The sequence below is a fragment of the Stappia sp. ICDLI1TA098 genome (assembly GCF_054880955.1).
Genome location: NZ_JBTZBT010000004.1, coordinates 246,683 through 266,054, shown reverse-complemented (window position 1 = coordinate 266,054; position 19,372 = coordinate 246,683). Strand labels below are relative to the sequence as shown.

At 62.3% G+C, this 19,372-nt stretch carries 21 protein-coding genes; 6 read left to right on the top strand and 15 right to left on the bottom strand.

The window, feature by feature from the left end; all coding sequences use genetic code 11:
- Positions 1-53 precede the first annotated feature (53 nt).
- Positions 54-1,640: a phosphoglycerate dehydrogenase gene (gene serA, locus ACSLUQ_RS18895; protein WP_417773036.1), complete on the bottom strand. Its 1,587-nt coding sequence runs from the start codon at positions 1,638-1,640 to the stop codon at positions 54-56.
- Between the two features lie 98 nt (positions 1,641-1,738).
- Entirely contained in the window at positions 1,739-2,914 is a 1,176-nt protein-coding gene (locus ACSLUQ_RS18890; RefSeq protein ID WP_461809414.1) for a phosphoserine transaminase, read from the bottom strand.
- A 425-nt stretch (positions 2,915-3,339) separates the two neighbouring features.
- Between ACSLUQ_RS18890 and ACSLUQ_RS18885 the strand changes: the two genes are divergently transcribed.
- The 4 genes from ACSLUQ_RS18885 to ACSLUQ_RS18870 all read left to right on the top strand — a co-directional run bounded on the left by ACSLUQ_RS18885 (position 3,340) and on the right by ACSLUQ_RS18870 (position 7,068).
- On the top strand, positions 3,340-4,236 hold the full coding sequence (locus ACSLUQ_RS18885; protein WP_461809413.1) for an IS1595 family transposase: 897 nt from the start codon (positions 3,340-3,342) through the stop codon (positions 4,234-4,236).
- Positions 4,237-4,556: 320 nt separating this feature from the next.
- Complete coding sequence (locus tag ACSLUQ_RS18880; RefSeq protein WP_461809412.1) at positions 4,557-5,291, top strand: DUF5343 domain-containing protein; 735 nt, start codon at positions 4,557-4,559, stop codon at positions 5,289-5,291.
- A 241-nt stretch (positions 5,292-5,532) separates the two neighbouring features.
- Positions 5,533-5,724 (top strand): hypothetical protein, encoded by a 192-nt coding sequence (locus ACSLUQ_RS18875; RefSeq protein ID WP_461809411.1) that lies wholly within the window; start codon positions 5,533-5,535, stop codon positions 5,722-5,724.
- A gap of 244 nt (positions 5,725-5,968) precedes the next feature.
- A protein-coding gene (locus ACSLUQ_RS18870) for an IS3 family transposase (protein WP_461809410.1) occupies positions 5,969-7,068 on the top strand; the annotation gives its coding sequence in 2 pieces (ribosomal slippage) (positions 5,969-6,230 and positions 6,230-7,068; 1,101 coding nt in all).
- 300 nt (positions 7,069-7,368) lie between these two features.
- On the opposite strand, the gene ACSLUQ_RS18865 is transcribed toward ACSLUQ_RS18870, so the two are convergent.
- Positions 7,369-7,536 (bottom strand): hypothetical protein, encoded by a 168-nt coding sequence (locus ACSLUQ_RS18865; protein WP_461809409.1) that lies wholly within the window; start codon positions 7,534-7,536, stop codon positions 7,369-7,371.
- 418 nt (positions 7,537-7,954) lie between these two features.
- On the opposite strand from ACSLUQ_RS18865, the gene ACSLUQ_RS18860 reads away from it, so the two are divergent.
- Both ACSLUQ_RS18860 and ACSLUQ_RS18855 read left to right on the top strand, forming a co-directional pair.
- Positions 7,955-8,299: a hypothetical protein gene (locus ACSLUQ_RS18860; protein WP_461809408.1), complete on the top strand. Its 345-nt coding sequence runs from the start codon at positions 7,955-7,957 to the stop codon at positions 8,297-8,299.
- A 113-nt stretch (positions 8,300-8,412) separates the two neighbouring features.
- Positions 8,413-9,309, top strand: coding sequence for a hypothetical protein (locus ACSLUQ_RS18855; protein ID WP_461809407.1), 897 nt, complete (start codon positions 8,413-8,415; stop codon positions 9,307-9,309).
- Between the two features lie 379 nt (positions 9,310-9,688).
- Here ACSLUQ_RS18855 and ACSLUQ_RS18850 read toward each other — a convergent pair whose 3' ends face one another.
- From ACSLUQ_RS18850 to ACSLUQ_RS18795, 12 genes are all read right to left on the bottom strand, one after another.
- A complete protein-coding gene (locus ACSLUQ_RS18850; RefSeq protein ID WP_461809406.1) occupies positions 9,689-9,862 on the bottom strand; it encodes a hypothetical protein in 174 nt (57 codons plus the stop codon).
- Between the two features lie 183 nt (positions 9,863-10,045).
- Complete coding sequence (locus ACSLUQ_RS18845) at positions 10,046-10,417, bottom strand: hypothetical protein (RefSeq protein ID WP_461809405.1); 372 nt, start codon at positions 10,415-10,417, stop codon at positions 10,046-10,048.
- A 38-nt stretch (positions 10,418-10,455) separates the two neighbouring features.
- On the bottom strand, positions 10,456-11,304 hold the full coding sequence (locus ACSLUQ_RS18840; protein ID WP_461809404.1) for a DNA adenine methylase: 849 nt from the start codon (positions 11,302-11,304) through the stop codon (positions 10,456-10,458).
- A 170-nt stretch (positions 11,305-11,474) separates the two neighbouring features.
- Entirely contained in the window at positions 11,475-11,798 is a 324-nt protein-coding gene (locus ACSLUQ_RS18835; RefSeq protein WP_461809403.1) for a hypothetical protein, read from the bottom strand.
- Positions 11,799-11,918: 120 nt separating this feature from the next.
- Positions 11,919-12,170 carry a hypothetical protein gene (locus tag ACSLUQ_RS18830; protein ID WP_461809402.1) on the bottom strand — a complete coding sequence of 84 codons (252 nt, stop codon included), beginning with the start codon at positions 12,168-12,170 and terminating at the stop codon, positions 11,919-11,921.
- Positions 12,167-12,865, bottom strand: a complete 699-nt coding sequence (locus ACSLUQ_RS18825) for an N-acetylmuramoyl-L-alanine amidase (RefSeq protein WP_461809401.1) — start codon at positions 12,863-12,865, stop codon at positions 12,167-12,169. Before ACSLUQ_RS18825 ends, ACSLUQ_RS18830 begins: the two co-directional genes overlap by 4 nt.
- A 96-nt stretch (positions 12,866-12,961) precedes the next feature.
- Complete coding sequence (locus tag ACSLUQ_RS18820; protein WP_461809400.1) at positions 12,962-13,279, bottom strand: DUF7936 family protein; 318 nt, start codon at positions 13,277-13,279, stop codon at positions 12,962-12,964.
- Between the two features lie 11 nt (positions 13,280-13,290).
- Positions 13,291-14,658 carry a hypothetical protein gene (locus ACSLUQ_RS18815; protein WP_461809399.1) on the bottom strand — a complete coding sequence of 456 codons (1,368 nt, stop codon included), beginning with the start codon at positions 14,656-14,658 and terminating at the stop codon, positions 13,291-13,293.
- 91 nt (positions 14,659-14,749) lie between these two features.
- Positions 14,750-15,244 carry a hypothetical protein gene (locus tag ACSLUQ_RS18810; protein ID WP_461809398.1) on the bottom strand — a complete coding sequence of 165 codons (495 nt, stop codon included), beginning with the start codon at positions 15,242-15,244 and terminating at the stop codon, positions 14,750-14,752.
- Complete coding sequence (locus ACSLUQ_RS18805; RefSeq protein ID WP_461809397.1) at positions 15,244-15,501, bottom strand: hypothetical protein; 258 nt, start codon at positions 15,499-15,501, stop codon at positions 15,244-15,246. The genes ACSLUQ_RS18810 and ACSLUQ_RS18805 overlap by 1 nt, the downstream gene beginning before the upstream one ends.
- Before the next feature lie 2 nt (positions 15,502-15,503).
- Positions 15,504-16,067, bottom strand: coding sequence for a hypothetical protein (locus ACSLUQ_RS18800; protein WP_461809396.1), 564 nt, complete (start codon positions 16,065-16,067; stop codon positions 15,504-15,506).
- Positions 16,068-16,107: 40 nt separating this feature from the next.
- Positions 16,108-19,368, bottom strand: coding sequence for a host specificity factor TipJ family phage tail protein (locus ACSLUQ_RS18795; protein ID WP_461809395.1), 3,261 nt, complete (start codon positions 19,366-19,368; stop codon positions 16,108-16,110).
- Positions 19,369-19,372: the final 4 nt, after the last annotated feature.

Below are 19,372 nucleotides of genomic sequence, written 5' to 3'. Positions count from 1 at the left end.
GATCGGGAAACCGATCCGGCCTTTCTCGTCAGGCGGGGAAGAAGCCTGAGGGATCAGAAACGCAGACGCTTGGCCTGCTTGACCTGCGGCAGGGCAACGAGCGTTTCGAGCACGGCAGCCGGCACCTCGCCATCGACCTCGACGAGGCAGATCGCGTCGCCGCCGGCACTCAGGCGCCCAAGGTTGAAGGTGGCGATGTTGACGCCGGCCTCGCCCAGCAGCGTGCCGAGCTGACCGATGAAGCCGGGCTTGTCCTCATTGGTGATGTAGAGCATGTGGTCGCCGAGTTCGGCCTCCATGTTGATGCCCTTCACCTGGATGACGCGCGGCTTGCCGTCGGCGAAGACGGTGCCGGCGACGGAGCGCTCCTGGCGCTCGGTCTTCACCGTCAGACGGATGTAGTTCTCATAGGCTCCGGCCTGGCCGCGACGCACCTCCTCGACCTGGATGCCGCGTTCGCGCGCGAGGATCGGGGCAGAGACCATGTTCACTGTCTGAAGCAGAGGTTGCAGCACACCGGTCAGCGCCGCCGAGGTCAGCGCCCTGACGTTCATCTCCGCCACTTCGCCCTCATACTCGAGGCGAATGCCGGTGATGCTGGTCTCCGTCACCTGCCCGGCGAAGGAGCCGAGCTGCTCGGCCAGCTTGACGAAGGGCGTCAGGCGCGGCGCTTCCTCGGCGGAGATAGAGGGCATGTTGAGCGCGTTGGAAACAGCGCCCTTGGTCAGGTAGTCCGACATCTGCTCGGCGACCTGCAGGGCGACGTTTTCCTGGGCCTCGGAGGTCGAGGCGCCCAGATGCGGCGTGCACACCAGGTTGGGCGCGCCGAAAAGCACATTCTCCGTCGCCGGCTCGTCGACGAAGACATCGACGCCGGCACCGCCGACCTGGCCACTGTCGAGACCGGCGCGCAGCGCCTGCTCGTTGACGAGCCCGCCACGGGCGCAATTGATGATGATGACGCCCTTGCGCATCTTCGCGATGGCTTCGGCATCGATGATATCGCGGGTCTTGTCGGTCAGCGGCGTGTGCAGGGAAATGACCTCCGCGCGCGCGAACAGCGTCTCCAGATCCACCTTCTCGACGCCGAGATCCAGCGCCCGCTCGTCGGAGAGGAACGGATCGAAGGCAATGACCCGCATCTTCAGGCCGATGGCCCGTTCGGCGACGATCGAGCCGATGTTGCCGCAGCCGATCACGCCAAGGGTCTTGGAAGTCAGCTCGACGCCCATGAACTTCGACTTCTCCCACTTGCCGGCCTGTGTGGAGGCATCGGCGCTGGGGATCTGTCGAGCAACCGCGAACATCATCGCGATGGCATGTTCGGCGGTGGTGATCGAGTTGCCGAAGGGCGTGTTCATGACGATCACGCCGCGGCTGCTGGCGGCCGGGATATCGACGTTGTCGACACCGATGCCGGCGCGACCGACGACCTTGAGATTGCCGGCAGCGGCCAGAAGCTTCTCTGTCACCTTGGTGGCCGACCGGATGGCCAGGCCATCATATTTGCCGATCACGGACAGGAGCCTGTCCTTGTCCTTGCCGAGATCGGGTTCATAGTCGACCTCGACGCCGCGCGACTTGAAAATGGCGACGGCAGCAGCCGAAAGCTTGTCGGAAATCAGGACCTTGGGAGCCATTGGAATTCTCCGTGCTATGCCTCTGCGGCTCCGGATCCGGCGCGCGATGCGCGCCGGAGGGCCGTGAGGGATCAGCGAAACGTGACGATGGAAACGGATCAGGCAGCCTGGCCGAGCGCGGAAAGCTCGGCCTCGAACGCCCAGTCGAGCCACGGCAGCAGGGCCGTGACATCGGAGGTTTCGACCGTCGCGCCACACCACACACGGAAGCCGCTCGGCGCATCGCGATAGGCGCCGATGTCGAGCGCCACGCCGGCCTTCTCGAGCGCGGAGGCCATCGCCTTGGCGAAGGCCGCCTGCTTGTCGTCAGGCAGAGCCGCAACACGCGGATCGACGATCTTGAGGCAGACGGAGGTGTTGGAGCGGATCGCCGGATCGGCGGCCAGGAAGTCGACCCAGCCGGTGCGCGCCACCCAGTCGGAGATGGCTCCGGCATTGGCGTCGGCACGCGCGATCAGAGCGCTCAGGCCGCCGATGTCGCGCGCCCACTTCAGCGCATCGAGATAGTCCTCGACACAGAGCATGGAGGGCGTGTTGATCGTTTCACCCTTGAAGATGCCCTCGATCAGCTTGCCGCCCTTGGTCATGCGGAAGATCTTCGGCATCGGCCAGGCCGGCGTGTAGCTCTCGAGTCGCTCGACGGCACGCGGGCTGAGGATGAGCATGCCATGCGCGCCCTCTCCGCCCAGCGCCTTCTGCCAGGAGAAGGTGACGACATCGAGCTTGGCGAAGTCGAGCGGCTGGGCGAAGGCCGCCGAGGTCGCATCGCAGATCGACAGCCCCTCGCGGTCGGCCGGGATCCAGTCCGCGTTCGGCACGCGCACGCCCGAGGTGGTGCCGTTCCAGGTGAAGATCACATCGCGGGAGAAATCTGGCTCGGCAAGGTCGACGATCTCACCATAGCCGGCCTCGAGGACGCGCACGTCGGAAAGCCGGAGCTGCTTGACGACGTCCGTCACCCAGCCGGAGCCGAAGCTCTCCCAGGCGAGCACGTCGACGCCGCGCGGGCCGAGAAGCGACCACATGGCCATTTCCATGGCGCCCGTGTCGGACGCCGGAACGATGCCGATGCGATAGTCCTGGGGAACCTGAAGCACCTCGCGGGTCAGCTCGATGGCTTCGGCAAGCTTCGACTTGCCGATCTTGGCGCGGTGCGACCGGCCAAGCGGAGCGTCATCGAGCGCCGCGGCGGACCAGCCGGGGCGCTTGGCGCAAGGTCCTGAGGAAAAACGGGGATTCTCCGGCGCGACGGCCGGCTTTGCATGCTCGCTCATATGCTATCCTCTCAGATAGATGCCCCTCGTTGGGGAGGGGTGTCCCACTGACGTGGATAGCCGAGCGCCCAGAAAACCGCAAGTCCCGCCTGATTTTACCATGCAGGATCTTGCAGGAAGCGGCGGAACGTGTCGCGAACAGCCCGGTCTGTGTGGCACAAAACTGGCACAGAGCGTTTCACTCTTGTTCCGCTTCCGTCATACTCACACGCAGCCGATTGCACTGTCCGCCAGTTCATAGAAAATAGCGGCATTATGGAGCAAAATCACCAGATTCGATGATGCACGTCATCTTTAATGATGTCTTTGATTTACGCAGCAGACAAACGTTTTTGCCAGATTTCCATCATCCGAAAAGCGGCATCCAGAGAAGAAACCTTGCCTAATACAGATATGCCGCCAAGACCCTGTCGCTGGTCAAGGTCATGCGCATGTCGGATACGGAAGCCAGGAACGCTTTCCGCAAGATCCGTTGGTCTGAAACCGATGGCGAGCCAGTTTGCCCGGAGTGCGGTTGCTGCGATTCCTACGACCTGAAAACCCGTCAGATTTATAAGTGCAAGGGCTGCAGCAGGCAGTACAGCATCACGTCTGGCACGATCTTTCACAGCCGCAAGCTGGCCGTGCGTGACATCCTCGCTGTTATCGCCGTTTTCATAAACGGTGCCAAGGGCTACAGCGCCCTTCAGCTCTCCCGCGACCTCACCGTTGATTACAAGACGGCATTCGTCATGCTGCACAAGGTTCGCGAAGCCATAAAGCTTGCGCGCGACGAAGGCGCACTGTCCGGCGACGTGGCCGTTGATGGCGCATACTTCGGCGGTTACGTGAAGCCTGCCAATGAAGCCAAGGGCCGCAAGGACCGCCGCTTGAAGGCGCACCAGTCCGGCAAGCGCCAGTCCGTTATCGTCGCCCTCGATGCCAACGGCCACACGCTGACGCATGTCGCCGTTACCGAAGCCGAAGGCGTTGCTTTCATCGCCGCGAACGTCCAGCACGGTTCAACCGTCCATGCTGACGAGGCCTCCCATTGGGACAAGCTGGCGGCGTACTTCCCGATGAAGCGCATCAATCACAAAGAGGCCTATTCGAAGGACGGCGCTTGCACTAATGCCGCCGAATCGTTCTTCTCGCGCCTGCGCCGCGCCGAAATCGGAACGCATCACAAGATCGCCGGTCGCTATCTTAACGCCTACTCTACAGAAATGGCTTGGCGCGAATACAGCCGCCGGGAATCGAACGGCACCCAGTTCACGATGGTCATGAGTGCCGTGGCGGTTGCGCCGAAGTCTGATCAGTGGCGTGGGTACTGGCAGCGCTGATATCCAGCGCCAGCCACCTCGCAAGCGCTGCCCTATACCGATCTTCTGCTTCGGCCTCGGTATCGCCAACAACGCCGATCTTGATTCTTTCCGTGGACGGAGAAACGGCTAGCCAGCCACCGCATTGTCTCCGAATCAAAGTTGGTGTAACCATTCCCATCCGCCTCCTTCGCCTAGATTGCGCGTTCAGATTAGCACAGTCAGAGCCATTTCTTTAATTAATTCAGTGTTTTGCAAATTTCTTATGATTTGTACGTACGCTTCCTTGAAAATTGGCGCGTTGCCGCGTACAGTCATTGTACGAAATTTGGAGGTACGCAATGCCCCTATCGCAAGACACGCCTGCGCCCTACGCCCCGACAACGGCAATCGTAAGCTTGCTCGAACGGAACCGTACGAAGGGTCTTCCATCGACCATCGACAAGGATGCGCTGTTGCGGATGGGAGTTTCAGAGAGTCTTGCCCCCAGAACTCTCCAAGCGCTTCAAACGCTTGATCTTGTTACAGAAAGTGGAGAGCACACCGAAATTTTGGAGCGACTTCGAGTTGCGCCGGAAGCTGAGTACAAGAATCAGATGGCAGAGTGGCTGAACGCTGCCTATGCAGATATTCTCCAGTACGCGAACCCGGCAGACGGTGACGAATCTTCTGTTCGCGATGCCTTTCGGCCGTACAGGCCGCAAAGTATGCAAGGCAGAATGCTAACGCTGTTTACGGGGTTGTATGGAGCCGCCGGCATTTGGCCCGAAGGCTCTCAGAAGGCTCGGGGAGAGCGTCCTAAGGCCAGCGTTCCCCGCACAGAGAAAAAGCAACGCACTCCGCCTCCGCCTCCGCCTCCGCCTCCGCCTCCGCCTCCGCCTCCGCCGCGCCTGCCGCAAAATGAGATGAGCGAAAAGGCCCTGGAGTACCGATTAGTCGACCTGATGGGCGAAGCCGCCGGGAATCCAGAAGTGATGACCTCTATTATCAATGTCATCACCTTCTTGAAAACAAAGGACGCGAATAAGGCCGCGTACACCGCCAATGGAAATAGCCTTACAGAGGAGGATGAATGATGGAGCCCATATGACGGCCGCTTCCTGATCTAACGGGGTCTGACCACCCGGTTAGTTTCAGCAGCCGCCACAGGGCGGTAGGGGTCGGGGCGCGAATGCCTCGGCTCCACACTGGTCCGAAAATGGTTTCGGATCAGAACTTGTGACCGTAGACGGACACAAATCAGCAATCCGACAATGATTCATCTGAGAATCTGCGTCAACCCCGTTCTCGGTCACGTCATGCAGCGAGGTTAATTGCATGAAAGACCGCAAGCTTACGCCGGAAATGGTTCCGGTGATTAAGCTGGCTCGTGTTATGGATTATAACTACGCGCGCATCGCGAGTTATTTCCAGATCAATCAGGGCCGCATTGCCGACGTGATGAAGGGGCGCAAATTCCCTGATATCCCGCCTGCAACACATCTGCCTACGGACTTCCCGGCGGCATAATCCCGAATCGGGGCGGCTTCATTGTCCGCCCCTTTTCAGTTTCCATAGCTTGTACGGCCCAAACTCGTCGTGATCTTCGGTCCAACCGCATTCCTCAATAAGACCCTACCCGACACATGTCTTTATGCAGGCCCCGATACGCTTCCTTATCGTCGTGTACGTTGTGACGTGCTTCCCGTTTTTCGGAGCGTTCTGAGCTGGAATTTTCCAATTATGATCCCTGCTCTGGGAGAAGGAGAGTTCCATGAAGAAGTCGAAGTTTTCGGAGGCGCAGATCGCTTTCATTCTGCGCCAGGCCGATGAAGGCACGTCGGTCGCTGCGGTGTGCCGAAAGGCGGGCCTCAGTGACGCGACCTTCTACAACTGGCGCAAGCGTTATGGCGGGCTGACGCCGTCGGAGGTCAAACGCCTGCGCCAGCTCGAGGACGAGAACACCCGGCTGAAGAAGATCGTCGCCGACCTGACGCTCGACAAGGCCATGCTGCAGGACGTCCTTTCAAAAAAGCTCTGAAGCCTGCTCGCCGCCGCCTTCTTGTCGATGAGGTTCGTGAGGACTGGAAGGTGTCGATCCGTCGCGCCTGCGCCTGTCTGAGGATCGATACCTCGCTTTATCACTACAAGTCGAAGCGTGGCGACCAGGCTGCCTTGAAGGCAAGGATCAAGGAGATCACGGCAACGCGGGTGCGCTACGGCTACCGGCGTGTCCATGTTCTGCTGCGTCGAGAAGGCTGGGCCGTGAATGCCAAGCGAATCTATAGGCTTTACAAGGAGATGGGACTGCAGATCCGCAACAAGACACCGAAGCGACGCGTCAAGGCGAAGCTGCGCGAAGACCGGGTGGAGGCTGTGCATTCCAACGATGTCTGGGCAATGGATTTCGTTCATGACCAGTTGGCGACGGGTCGCAAGATCCGCGTTCTGACCGTCGTCGATACCTTCTCACGGTTTTCGCCGGTGGTCGATCCGCGGTTCAGCTACCGGGGAGAAGATGTCGTGGCGACGCTGGAACGGACATGTCGGTTGGTCGGCTACCCGAAGACGATCCGGGTTGACCAGGGCTCCGAGTTCATCTCCCGTGACCTTGACCTGTGGGCCTATCAGCGTGGCGTCGATCTCGACTTCTCGCGTCCGGGCAAGCCCACGGACAATGCGTTCATCGAGTCCTTCAACGGCAAGTTCAGGACGGAGTGCCTCAATGCGCACTGGTTCCTGACGCTTGACGACGCCCGCTCGAAAATGGAGGAATGGCGTAAGGACTACAACAATGTCCGCCCGCACAGCGCAATCGGCAACAAGCCGCCGATATCGCTCATGAAAGGCTCATCGGCACCTTCCGCCGCCTGAGCCAGACACCCCGGAAGTTCCCGTTCGGGGCGATCCAAAGACGGGGTGCACGTCAGTCCAGCTAGACAGCTTATGCCCCCTTCAGCCATACCACTCTCCAGAATAATCCACGCTCTGGCTGAACAATCTCGACGCTATCCCCGGCGCCGCGGTTTCGCACCTAGGTAGCCGAATTGAGCCAGAGCCCAAGGTGGAAGCTCGGGTCCGTAGAGCACCACAAACAGGGCGTGCATGCTCGGATCCTCAGCCTGGAACCGACGAGTGGCAGTTCCAAGCTCTTCAGGTGTCCATGGCATATCGCTATCCATCCGCCTTCCTCGCCTCGAGGAGAAGAGAAGCTTCCTGAAACGCCATCTCAATCAGGAAACATAGCAACGCGTCACGTTCGTTTGTCGCCTGCCTCGCGAGTTGCAAGGCATCCACGACATACGCCAGTCGCCCCACGTTCTCGCTCGCCTCGTCAATCATGCCCCCCCCTTATCCCCGCCTACGCCACCCCATGGTATTTACAACCTGATACAACACAACCACGGGGGGAATGCTGACATGCAGTGCGATTTCATCGAGGCCAGTATCATCAGCCTGCGGCGACGGCTGAAGCTCGTCAGCACAACGAAGCAGGCAGACCGCTTGAGGCTACAGATTGCGAAGCTGGAAGCGGCATTGGAGATAGCCAGACTTCAACGGTCTGCTCCTCTCCGCCCTACCAATCTTGACGGGACGCCCGGCACTGCGGGATGCAGCTCAAGTCACCTTTCGCGAGATGGAATTTCTCAGACTCGGCATTGAAATCACTGAGCGTGGCAGCGGCGATCTCGCGCTTGCCTTGAGGCACGCCACAGTTAAAAATGGCAGCTGACGGCTTTAAAACTCTGGGGGGAGTTTAATGAATTTTCGCATCGGAATGGCGTGCGCTTGTCTCTTGGTTTCGATTGGCGGTTGCGCGAAGTCACCAGAATCGATTGCACCGGCTTACGTCTCACCGCTCCAGTACAGCCAACTCGACTGCAAGCAGCTCTCACAGGAGTCCGCTCGCATCGAACAGGCCCTTTCCCAGGTCTCCGAGCAACAGCGCAACGCCCGCACCAACGACACTGTAGGCGTTATCCTACTGGGCCTGCCTGTGAGCTCTTTATCCGGCGCCAACGTGTCTGATCAGGTCGCCCGAGTAAAAGGTGAACAGGAGACCCTCCGAAAGGTCATGATCGAGAAAAAGTGCACCAAACAGTAGGAAACCAACTCCGGCCACACGGTCATCAAAATGACGAAATTCGAATTATCGCAAGATAATTTATAATCATAAATTAATCTTGCGTATTTTTATTTAAAATCAGAGAATCAAACATGAAACATAAAATTGGACTACTTCAACGAATCTCAAATGAGATAGACTGGAGAGACTGGCGTGTCCAATGGGTTATCGGATCAATTTCCGGCGCAGTCGCAATAACTATACTTATATACTTTATATTACCAAGCGCATCAAATGCATCAACCTTCTGGGGCGCGGCTTTTGCTTCTTGGATAAGCGGACTTTTATTGACATTAGTGATTACACTCGTCGTGACCATCGCTCAGTTTGCACGCCCGGAAAGAGCTGTTTTTGAGGCAAGGGCACGAAATCTCCTTCGGGGCCAATCCGGACCACATATCGACTATATCATCCCAGAATTACAAAAGCTTCTCCAGCCATACTGCGAAAAATGCGTAAAAGATTTTGTCGTAACCGAGTATGACGAAGAAACGCGTATGTTTCGTGTAAACCAAACAACAAATAACTACTTAAGAAGCTATCTCAACGACATGCCCGTGCTGTTTACTACGAAACTTAGATATGAGAATGGCAACGCAGCACCTGATGGCAAGCATTCCTGCACGTTAACCTACCTGAAAGTTAGTGGCGAAGAAATCGGCACAGCAGAGGATTTTGATCATTCAGTAGAACGCGATTTTGAGATACGAGTTCTTCCGAATGAACCGTGTCACATAGAGCACCGATTTGTGGTTTGGGTCCGAGCCTGTGACGAACCCAATCGGCACGTAGGGTCGAGATACACCCGAGAGCTACAACTCTCTGTAACCAACCACCTGCCGTCTCAAAAATTGTCCGTAGCCCTGTACAAGGATGATAGCCTCGAGTCCCGGATCCCAGTTGGAATAGGAGAAACCGTTAGCATCGTTCACCTTTTGGACATGGTTCCAGGCCATTATGTCTATGACTTCCGCTTGGAACTTGATTGAGTTTCGAGAGTTATGATGGTATCGCTATGCTCGAAATAATAAGGAGACGCGACATGCGATTCGGAGATGAAATCGGATTTTAGTCGCAAAAGGCCCCATCCATACAAGGTTGGGGCCTTTGTGTTTGCGTCGGTGGCTATCGTAGTGCGAAAGCTCACTATCGTATTCCCCAGCCCTTAATCGTGCCTAGGATTCGATCCCAGTTGCTGACCATGGTGACAACGGTCAGCATGATGCCACCGCCCAACCACCACACGGTCCGGGCCAGCCACCCCCCGGTCTCGAGCTGCACCTGGCGCCGGTTGTAGTCCTCGACAGCCGGCTCCATCCGCTCCATGCGTTCGGCCAGCGACCGGATATCTCCGGCCGCCTGCAGTTGCTACCGCCTCATCTCCTCTAACGCTTTGTAGACCCCCTTTCTGCTCTTCGCCGAAGACTCCCGCTCGTTGCGGAACTCCGTCACCATGGTCTCGAATCCGCCAGCCAGCCGCCCGACGGTCATTGTCAGTTCGGTCACTGCCCTGCGGAGCGCCTCGATCTCCGCATCGCTCACCGTCTCGCCTCCCTCGCCGCGTCGTGCCAGGCGCACTCGCTCCGGGTATACACGCGCGCGCCGCATAGGCCAGCGATGGTGTCGTCGATTGCTTCCTGGTCGCCCGCCGTCAGCCCCCGCGCGCCAACGAGCGATGTACCGATGATCGCCCGCGCCGAGCGGCGCAGGTCATCGCGCGTTGCACTAGTTGTCTGCGTTGTTCCACACGCGCCCATGCTCAAGGCAAGCGCGGCGCAGAAGACGCGCCCTGTCAGCCTGTGATGCCAGATCATTGATTGCCGCCTCCGTCTCTCGCCATGCCTTTTCGCGCGCCGCTGCCCCGCCATGGTCGGCACCGCGCTGGTATTGCCGCTCGCCGTGCAGCCACAGCGCCCCGGCCCCGATCGTCGCAGCCGCCACCACCACGATCACGATCCGCCCGGCGGAGCTGGAGGCCAGCCCGCCGAACAATCCCTTGATGAGGGTGAGAGCCGCACCAATCACCGGCGCACCACCAGCGCCACCAGCGCCACCAGCGCCAGCACCAGGAGCACCATTCAGGCGACACCAAGCCACGCCAGCATCGGGCGGCAGAACGCGCCTGCGCCGGGCGCCTATCCGGGCGTGGTGCCATTCCCGCTTAGCAATGGATGCGCAAAATTCGACACAAGCAGCTCCGCTGCCTCGGTCACCGCTCCAGCCGCGATCGAATAGGACACTTTGACCGGCGTAATCTCGAAGCCGGAAAACACCTCACGGATCTCTGGCACGTCGTTGATCGAGACTATCCAGCGCCCTCTATAGGCCGCCAGGCAATCGCGAAGCCGTGCGAAGTCCGATCGCGAGAACATGTTTTTCCCGTAGTCGTCCTCACAGCCCCAATAGGGCGGATCGCAATAGAGCAGAGCATCGCTCCGATCGTACCTCGGGATAAATTCCTCGAATGGCAAGTTCTCTAGTACGGCCCCGGAAAGCCGCTCATGAACCGCCTCGAGGGTCGAACTCAGCGTTGAGAGATCAAACCGGCTCCCGGAGTCCAGCGAGACCCCAAAGTTCCTCCCCCTCACCTTGCCGCCGAACGCCGTGCGTTGCAGATACAAGAAGCGCGCCGCACGCTCGAGGTCGGTCAAGGTCGACGGATCGCACTTTGCCAGACGGTCGAATTCGCGACGGCTCGTAATCTGGAATTTCAGGCAGTCCATGAACTGCGGATAGTGGCGCTGGAGAATCCGAAACAGGTTCGCCACGTCGCCCGAATAGTCATTCACAACCTCACATTTTGGGACAACGGATCGACGCAAGAAAACGCCTCCCATCCCGACAAACGCTTCAGCGTAAATGCTGTGATCGATGCTATCGATCAGGCGAACGATACGCCGCGCGAGATTGCGCTTCCCGCCGATCCATGGCGCGACCGGCGATACAGGCTTGATCTGCATTTCGCCGAAAAGATTTGACTCCATATTGATTTCTCTGACTTATTCGCCCCGCCGCGATGGCAGAGATCGAGCCTTGTGCTCGATCGCGGGGACAACGTTAAGTCATGTTGCGTTGGGCCGGGTTGGTCTTGGTCGATTCGTCCCGGCTGACCGGAGCTTGCTCCGGTCTCCTCGCGTCAGCGGGAACGACGCACCTAGGTGCGTCGCCCCTTCCAGATCTCGAGAATTTCTCGAACCGCCTTGGCCGGGTCCTTGCTGGCCCGGATGATGTAGACGGCAATGTTGCGGCCGGTCATGGCGATGATGCCAGCCATGCCGTAGCCCCAGCTGCTGCTGGCGCCGAGCGTCTCGCGCACCGGCTCGCCGAAGACCAGAGCCGCGACAAAGCCGACGAAGAAGGTCATCAGCCGCTGGCGCAAGGTGAGGTCCTTCGGCAACGCCGCCCCGATCCCCGCGAAGATTGCGACGATCGCCAGCTTGGGCGTGGCATGGGCCCAGACCCAATCCAGAACCCGCATCACGGCCGCCATCCGCAGGCCCGGGCCCCATAGCTGTTGAGCTTCAGGATCTGGGATCGGGTGCCCGACGTCATCCGGTCGTCGACCGAGGGCCGGATCGGCGATGCGACGTCGCAAAAGTCACCTGTCGCCGTCGCGCAGCCACTCGCGGTACCTGCTATCAAGATCAGCAGCCCCAAGCGCATCCACCTCATTGTCCGTCTCCTTTCGCGAGCGCATCGCCTCAAGCCGTCCCCGCGCCTCGCGGGCGCGGGCATCGGCGCGCTCGGAGCGCCGGCCGGCGAGATAGGCCGACGCCACCGCAACCGCGATGGCGCCGACGAAGAGCGCCCAGCCCTTGAGCCGGGCGCCGAGTGTCATCAGCCAGGTCACACGCCCAGCTCCCGCGCCTGGCGCAGCCGCTCGCGGATGATCCAGGCGGCAAAGCCGGCGGCAACGACGATGATCAGCGCGGCAAGCCAGGTCTCGAGCCCGGCGAGCGCGGTGGCGGCCGTCGTCGCAAAGCCGGCGCAGGCGGACAGGTTCGTGGTGCTGGTGAGCTTCTTGCCGCCCATGTCGCGCTCCTGCGGGAACGCCGGCTTGATCGCATCGGCCGTGGCGGGTGTGCGAGCGGGCACGGGCTTGCCGCCCTTGCGCACCATGTCGACGACAGGCTGATACTCCGGCCCCGCGTCGAAGCACGGGCAGGCCTTGGCCACGCCAGGGAAGTCGCGGTGCCCCCGGACGCTGCGAATGCCGGGATAGGTCTCGGCAAGCTCGGCGACGAGCGACGCCAGCGCTTCACGCTGCGCCGGCGTCCGGGTGTCCTTCGGATCCAGGCGCCCGTCATTGGTGACGCCGCCGACGTAGCAGACACCGATGGCCCCGGTGTTGTGACCTGCCACATGGGCGCCAACCAGGCCGATCGGGCGACCCTTGTGGACGTTGCCCTCCAGGTCGATCACGAAGTGATAGCCAATGTCGCGCCAGCCGCGGTCCAGGTGCCACTTGCGGATGGTGTCGACGGAGACCGCCCGCCCCTCCGGCGTGGCGCTGCAGTGGATGACAATTGTGTGGATGGTGCGCATGGTCTGTCCTTTCCCGAACGCCCGCTCGTGCGGGCATAAAAAAACCGCCTCGAGGGCGGCATGCGTTGGTGGTGGTGTGGCGGCAGGTGTCGGTCGTCAGACCCAGGGGGCGGGCCGGGCGATGGTCGCGGGCGCCTGCTGCCCGGCGATCTTCGCCGCGATCAGCGCCTCGAGCTCGGCAACGTCGAGCCGTGCCGTGATCCAGTCGACGACCTGCGCCTGCGTCAGCGCGCCGAAGGCGGTGAAGTTCTCGGCATCCGGGCCTTCCAGCGCTTCCGCGCCATAGACCTCGGCGGCAAAGCCCGCCGTCTCGCCGCGCAGCCGCCAATGGATGACGCGCACCACGTCGGCCAGGCCCTCGGCCTCCGGCGCGGTCTCAAAAGCGGGGAATGTCCAGGAGTATGTGATGGTCATGAGTGGTCTCCTCACCAGGTTGAAAGCGCCGCACGCTTCCATGTGTCGGTCGCGGTGCAGACGTAGATGTGATCGTCATCCCAGGCGATCTGGCCGGCCGTGCCGGTGTCGCTGGCGGAAGCCGGGGTTTTCGGGGTGTTGATCTGGAGGCTGTCGTCGTTGACGACGAGCTTGGACGCGCCGGAGACCGAGGTGCCGATCAGCAGCGCCCCATTTTCGGTCATGCGAGACCGCTCCGAACCGTTCGTGTAGACCACGAACGGCCGCGCGCCCCCGGAATCGATAAAGGAGATCGTCGACGAGGCGCCCAGCTGCGAATACGTCGACCCGTTCGGATAGAGCGTCATCCGGACATCGTCGTCGCCCTGGGTATCGCGAAGAGAAAAGCCGGAAGCATCGAACTTGGCCAATTCGAGCCCACCGTCGGTGGAGGATGTCGCTCCAATCCGCATCGTGATCGCGTCAGCGCCACCTCCCGCGACAAGTGTCGTCGACGAATTCCCGACCACCACCTTCGCAATCCCGGAGCCACCCTTGATATTCAGGAACGCGGACGGAGACGCCGGCTTGATCAGGTTGTCGTTGCCATAAGCGGTTCCGACCGATGTCCCGACGAGCAGTGACGAGGAAGCGCGAGCGCTGCCGGTGACGTCGAGATCGTAAAGAGGGTTTGTCGTGCCGATAGCAAACCGGCCGGCCGTCGTGATGCGCGCCTTTTCCGAGCCATCGATCAGCATGAGGATCGCGGACGCCACCGTGGCATTCCCGGCGTCCGCACTCAGCCGCAACACGCCCGAGTTGGCGTCGATCTGAGAGTAGTCCGCGTCGTCTTGCAGGCGGATGCTCGGGTATGCCGACTTGATATGGAGATCGGCGGCGACGGCTTCGGTTCCAATCCCGACACGACCGGCATTGTCGATGAGAACCCGCGTGACACCGCCCGTCACCGCCGCGATCTGATCCGCCCCCGGGAAGAACAGCCCCGTGTTGTCATCGCCAGCCGGGGCCATCGCCGGCACCTCGGCACTCCCGCCCGCAAACAGCGTCTGCCCCTCGAAGCGGGCATCGGCAAACGTCGCGCTATCCAGCGCCAGCCCGGCCAGGGTGACTTCGCCGGTTGCTGCATCGATGCGCAGCACGTCGGCATAGTTGAGCTCGGTGCCATCGGGGCTTTTCTGGATGACGAAGTCATTCTCGCCCGGCGCCATGCCGATCCGCCACATCTCGGCGCCGCCCTGGTGCAGCCTTGTGAGTGCTGCGTCCGCGCCGCTGGCACGGTCCAGCGTCAGCATCTTCGAGGCATTGCCCGCGCTCAGCATCTCCCGATAGGCGCTGAGCAGAGTGTTCAGTTTGGACAGGATTTCAGCTTCGGTTGCCATGTTGGCCTCCTGGTAGGGGGCATAAAAAAACCGCCCGGGGGGCGGCGTGGAAAACGGCGGTAAGGACAGGGGCAGCGGCGCGGACAGGGGATCAGTTGAAGCCGCCGACGGTGAGGGCATAGTCGAGCGTGACCGCCGGGCTGATCAGACCGCCGCCAAAGAAGCCGCCCTGACCGGCGCGCCCGCGAATGCTGAGATCCTCAAACAGCATCAGCTTGCCGTCCTCGATGCGGATATCGACGCTCTGCCGGATCACCGGCCCAAGCCGGTATCCGTCGGCAGGAACCGGCATCCACTTGTGATAGACGACGAAGGTCCCGGCGAAGGTGAACCAGTCACGCTGCCACTGCCCGGCCGAACAGCGCACCATGCCGCTCGGCAGCGTCGCCCCCGGCGCCACGTTGCCCGCAGACAGCTGATAGCTGCGCAGGGTGCGCGAGCTGTCGAGGCTGGGGTTGGTGACCGAGGTCAGCACCAGCGAGCCGGCGTAGCGCTCGATCGAGAACAACAGCTGCTCGTCGCTGTCGAAGGTCTTGCGCTCACCGTTCCATGTGACCAGCCGTCCGTTCTTGAAGTAGACCGCCATCACACACCCACCACCAGCCCGGCCAGGTCCACATGCGTGGTGCGAACATCAGCCCAGCCAAGCCCGTTGATCCCGTAATCGAGATAGAGGTGGTGGTGCGATCCCAGATTGCCGGCAACATGCGGCGTCATCGCCCCCGAGACCGCGATCACGCCACGGTTGGCGCCGGCGTTGAGCCGCAGGTGGCTGTCCTTGTCGGTAAAGGCGCCACCGGCAAAGATCAGTTCCCTCGACGAGATTTTGAGCAGAATGGCCATGGCTACACCGGCAACGGGGTTTTGGTGATCCAGACCTCGCACTCAAGGTCATAGGCGAAGGTGTTGTAGTAGCTGCCTGGATAGTTCGGATCGGTGCTGACGCCGTAGACGCTGACGTCCGTCACCGTGACATGGGTGGCGTTGCAGCCGAGCGTCAGCAGCTTGAAGGCATAGGAGCCCGCGATCACATGGTCGGTCGATGGCAGCATCACCGTGCCGGAGAACGGCACCTCGCCCGTGGTCAGCGGCGGCGTTCCAGGCAGGTTCTGGCCAATCTGGTCGTTGTAGGGAACACCGCGATAGTTCTTGATCGTGCCGAAGATCATCGGCGTGTAGTCAAGCCCGTGGGCATGGACGTTGTGAACGATCTTGCCGTCCGCGCTGTAGGGGCCGGCCGACAGCGCGAGCCTGAAGCTCACCACCTCCTGGACGACGTCATATTTGAGCCGCGAGTGGAACAGCACACGGCTGAGATCGGCCAGCGGATCGGCCTCGATGCCGGGATCGCGCGGGCCCTTGTAGATCGCCACATGCCCGTCCGGCATGCCGCGCGTGATGATGCTCATGACACCTCCTCAGGCGTTCGGGATCAGAAGGTGTTCGGGATCAGGTCTCGAAGACAAACTCCGACGGGGCGCTCAGCTTGATCCAGCACTTGCCGTCATCAGACGTGATCGTGCCGCTGACGATCTTGTCGGCGGTCAGATTGGGGATGACGGCCGTGTCGATGTAGAGAACGCCGTCGACGATGATGAACGGCTTCTTGAAGGAGCCGTCCGCGCCGCGCTTGCCCAGCTGGAACTCGTCGACGTCAATCGACAGGGTCGACGTCGTCCCGCCGTCCAGCCTCTCCAATCCGGTGAGCACGATGCCGCCCGCCGGCCCGCCGCCAACGTCAACCGACACCCCCCACTGCGCCCTCATGCCGTCGACGGACTCCGCAAGCGTCGTCACCGCCGCCGTTGCCGTGCCGACCGTGGTCGACAGCTCCTCGACCGCCCGCGCCCGCGCCCCCTCCTCGCTCGCCACCAGCTCGACGACATTCGTGAAGGTCGCCCGCGTCGCCCCCGTCTCGCGCGCCAGCCGGTCGACACGCCGCCCCTCCGCCTCCTCGATCAGCGCAACCCGGTGCATCAGCTCATAGAGCGACGTCCTGAGATCGCCGATCGTGTCGCCGGCGCTCTTCACCCGCTCCCGCGTCGCGTCATAGAGACCGGTCGCGTTCAGCTCGGCCGAGGGCGGAATGCGCACCTCTTCCGGGGCGGCGGCCACCAGCTCGACGCGCCAGGGGCCGGGCAGTTCTCCGACCGCCTGCAGGCGCACGTACAGCGCCTCGCGCCGCACGCTTGCCGAGAAGGCCGGCACGCTGCCCTCATAGACCGGTGTCCAGGTCTCCCCGTCATAAGAGACCTGCCCCCGGAAGGAGACGGCGCCGGAAGGATGGCGGGCGGAGACCGTCAGCAGCGATTCCGTCACGCTGATTTCCCGGTGGACGCTCATCGCCTCGATCACCGGGGCACCCAGCGACGGCGGCAGATGGCCAGCCGGCGGCGCGTCGGGCACGCTCAATCCCTGATCGGCCACATGCACCGAAGGATCGTCGATGACGAGCTCGATCTGCGCCCCCGTCCCGTCCGGCACCATGGCGACGACAATCCCGCGGAACACCTGGTCGACCCCCTCGCCCGCAAGCCACGTCGGGGCCTCGTCGCCAGTGTCCACGAGGTGTTCGTCGATCGCCCCGTGCGCGAGCTCCGCCGCCGCGCGGTCCGCCGCATCCAGCGTGACGACCGTGCCGCCCGCCGTCCCGCTGCCCGGCTCCCATGTGATCCTGACCGGCCCCCACTCGCCCCCATCCTTGCGCCGCAGCCGCAGATAGGTGTTCTCAGGGTCGCTCGATGGCTCGTGTGAGAGGGTGAGCGTCTCACCGGCATGGGCAAGCACCGTGCCCGCCTCGCCCCAGGTCTGGGGCATTTCCGACTGGACAAGCACCAGGTCGCCGCGCTTCAGGAGCCGGCCTTCGAGCTCCGTGCGGAAGGTGAGTTTCACACGACGGAAGAAGTTGTCGGCGGCCAGGAAGATCCCCTCCCGCCACGCCTGCTCCCGGCTCGTCGGCCCGATCAGCCGCACCCGCGCCGGCGCTTGCGAGGTCGATTGCGCGATCGTGCAGCGCACCTCCGCCGTCTTCCAGCTGGTGCGGTCCATGTATTCGACAATCACGTCATCCGCCGCGTCCGAACGCTGCAGCGCGTAGTCGACCTCCAGCGAACCGCGCAGGATATTGCGGTCGGTGAACACCTGCGAGGCAAGACCGCGCGGCTCGTCGCGCACAAGGCTCACCTTGTCGCCGATAAACTGGACGCTCGCCCGCCCGGCCCCCAGCACCGTGTTGATCGCCTCAAAGCGCGTGGTGCGCGTGTCAAAGACACCGTCGAAGTGATCCCCCCTTGCCGACCAGAGCGCGTCATAGGCGGCAAACGTCGCCAGATCGAGCCGCGCCTCGGCAAGCCCTGCGCCATAGACCGCGTTGCGGGCGATATCGACCGCAGCCCAGGCGATCGAGCGCGTCGGCTGCTCTTCCCAGCCCTCCCCCGTCCACACCGGCAGAATGCGCGTCTGCACAATCGAGAAGGACCGCGAGGACTGCGAGGTCAGCTGCTCGTTCGCGCGCACCCGCACCGCCATGGTCGAGAGATCGGCAAAGGACTGCGGCCCGTCGAGATAGGCGCGCAGGCCCGCCCATTCGGCCCGGTCAAAAATCCGGTCATCCGCCGACCACGCATTGAGGCGCTGCGCCCGCACCTCATAGCGCCCCGGCGCCACATCAAGCGCATGGGTGAAGCGCTGCGGTGTGGCCGTCGTCAGCGTGATCGTCTCCTCGGCAAGCTCCCCCCAGCTGCCATCGCCCACCGGCGCGCCCAGCCCGTCGATGGCGCGATATTCAAAGCGCAGATGCACGCTCGCCCCCGCCTGCGAGCCGTCGTCATTGAGCCGGTAGCAGCCCTCCGGCAACACCACGTCGACCGCCAGCCGATGCGCCGTCTCTCCGGCGGGAACGGCTGCAAACGGCCCGACCCACGCGGCATCCGCCAGCACCTGCGATCCCACCTCGCCCGAGGTCTCCACCTGCACGGGGAACAATTCGACCTGTTCGCCGGGGTCATAGAAGGCGATTTCCAGATCCTCGATCGCGCCCGTGTAGCCGCCAACGTCGGTCCACACGACGGTCTCGCCGATGCGCACCTGGGAGACGTCCGCGCGCCCCAGCCCCCGCCCGAACAGCAGGTGCAGATACTGGTCGTTGCCGGCAAACTCCTGATACGGGTCCGACACATAGTCCGGCACCATCACATGCTCGCCGTAGTGCACCGGGATCGGGGCGAAGAGCCGCGCCTGGTTGCCGGCGGCCGAGGCCGTGTAGGTCGGCGAGGCCTGCAGCTGTTCCGCCGCCGTTGCCGCCGGCTTTGGCGCCAGCAGCGTGTTGATCAGGATGCCGCCACCGGCAAGGATGGCGCTGCCGATGGCGCCGGCCACCAGCGCATTCCCGCCAAACCCGAGCGCCCCGGCAAGCGCCCCGCCCGCCCAGGGCGCGAAGGCCGCCAGGGCGATCATGGCCACCAGCCCCAGCACCGACTTGCCATCGTCACCGCCGCGCGGCAGCACGATCACCGCCACCTGGTCGGACGGCAGAGGCACGCAGCCCCAATCAGCGCGCAGCACCGGCACGCCGTTGAGCTCGACGATGAAGGCGACCGAGGCCGGCGGGCCAAAGGCCTCGACGAGTTCGCCGACCGTCGCGCCCGGCCGCACGGGCAGGACGCCAGGCACGAGAGGCGTGGGGACAAGAGCAGTGGGAACGGGCGTCATGCCC

Bases quoted from the DNA above. Each gene is read 5' to 3' on its own strand.
- ACSLUQ_RS18800 (WP_461809396.1), bottom strand. From the start codon at position 16,067: ATGAGCATCATCACGCGCGGCATGCCGGACGGGCATGTGGCGATCTAC.
- ACSLUQ_RS18835 (WP_461809403.1), bottom strand. From the start codon at position 11,798: ATGCGGGTTCTGGATTGGGTCTGGGCCCATGCCACGCCCAAGCTGGCG.
- ACSLUQ_RS18875 (WP_461809411.1), top strand. From the start codon at position 5,533: ATGAAAGACCGCAAGCTTACGCCGGAAATGGTTCCGGTGATTAAGCTG.
- ACSLUQ_RS18860 (WP_461809408.1), top strand. From the start codon at position 7,955: ATGAATTTTCGCATCGGAATGGCGTGCGCTTGTCTCTTGGTTTCGATT.
- ACSLUQ_RS18855 (WP_461809407.1), top strand. From the start codon at position 8,413: ATGAAACATAAAATTGGACTACTTCAACGAATCTCAAATGAGATAGAC.
- ACSLUQ_RS18880 (WP_461809412.1), top strand. From the start codon at position 4,557: ATGCCCCTATCGCAAGACACGCCTGCGCCCTACGCCCCGACAACGGCA.
- serA (WP_417773036.1), bottom strand. From the start codon at position 1,640: ATGGCTCCCAAGGTCCTGATTTCCGACAAGCTTTCGGCTGCTGCCGTC.
- ACSLUQ_RS18865 (WP_461809409.1), bottom strand. From the start codon at position 7,536: ATGATTGACGAGGCGAGCGAGAACGTGGGGCGACTGGCGTATGTCGTG.
- ACSLUQ_RS18795 (WP_461809395.1), bottom strand. From the start codon at position 19,368: ATGACGCCCGTTCCCACTGCTCTTGTCCCCACGCCTCTCGTGCCTGGC.
- ACSLUQ_RS18840 (WP_461809404.1), bottom strand. From the start codon at position 11,304: ATGGAGTCAAATCTTTTCGGCGAAATGCAGATCAAGCCTGTATCGCCG.
- ACSLUQ_RS18885 (WP_461809413.1), top strand. From the start codon at position 3,340: ATGCGCATGTCGGATACGGAAGCCAGGAACGCTTTCCGCAAGATCCGT.
- ACSLUQ_RS18810 (WP_461809398.1), bottom strand. From the start codon at position 15,244: ATGGCGGTCTACTTCAAGAACGGACGGCTGGTCACATGGAACGGTGAG.
- ACSLUQ_RS18815 (WP_461809399.1), bottom strand. From the start codon at position 14,658: ATGGCAACCGAAGCTGAAATCCTGTCCAAACTGAACACTCTGCTCAGC.
- ACSLUQ_RS18820 (WP_461809400.1), bottom strand. From the start codon at position 13,279: ATGACCATCACATACTCCTGGACATTCCCCGCTTTTGAGACCGCGCCG.
- ACSLUQ_RS18805 (WP_461809397.1), bottom strand. From the start codon at position 15,501: ATGGCCATTCTGCTCAAAATCTCGTCGAGGGAACTGATCTTTGCCGGT.
- ACSLUQ_RS18890 (WP_461809414.1), bottom strand. From the start codon at position 2,914: ATGAGCGAGCATGCAAAGCCGGCCGTCGCGCCGGAGAATCCCCGTTTT.
- ACSLUQ_RS18825 (WP_461809401.1), bottom strand. From the start codon at position 12,865: ATGCGCACCATCCACACAATTGTCATCCACTGCAGCGCCACGCCGGAG.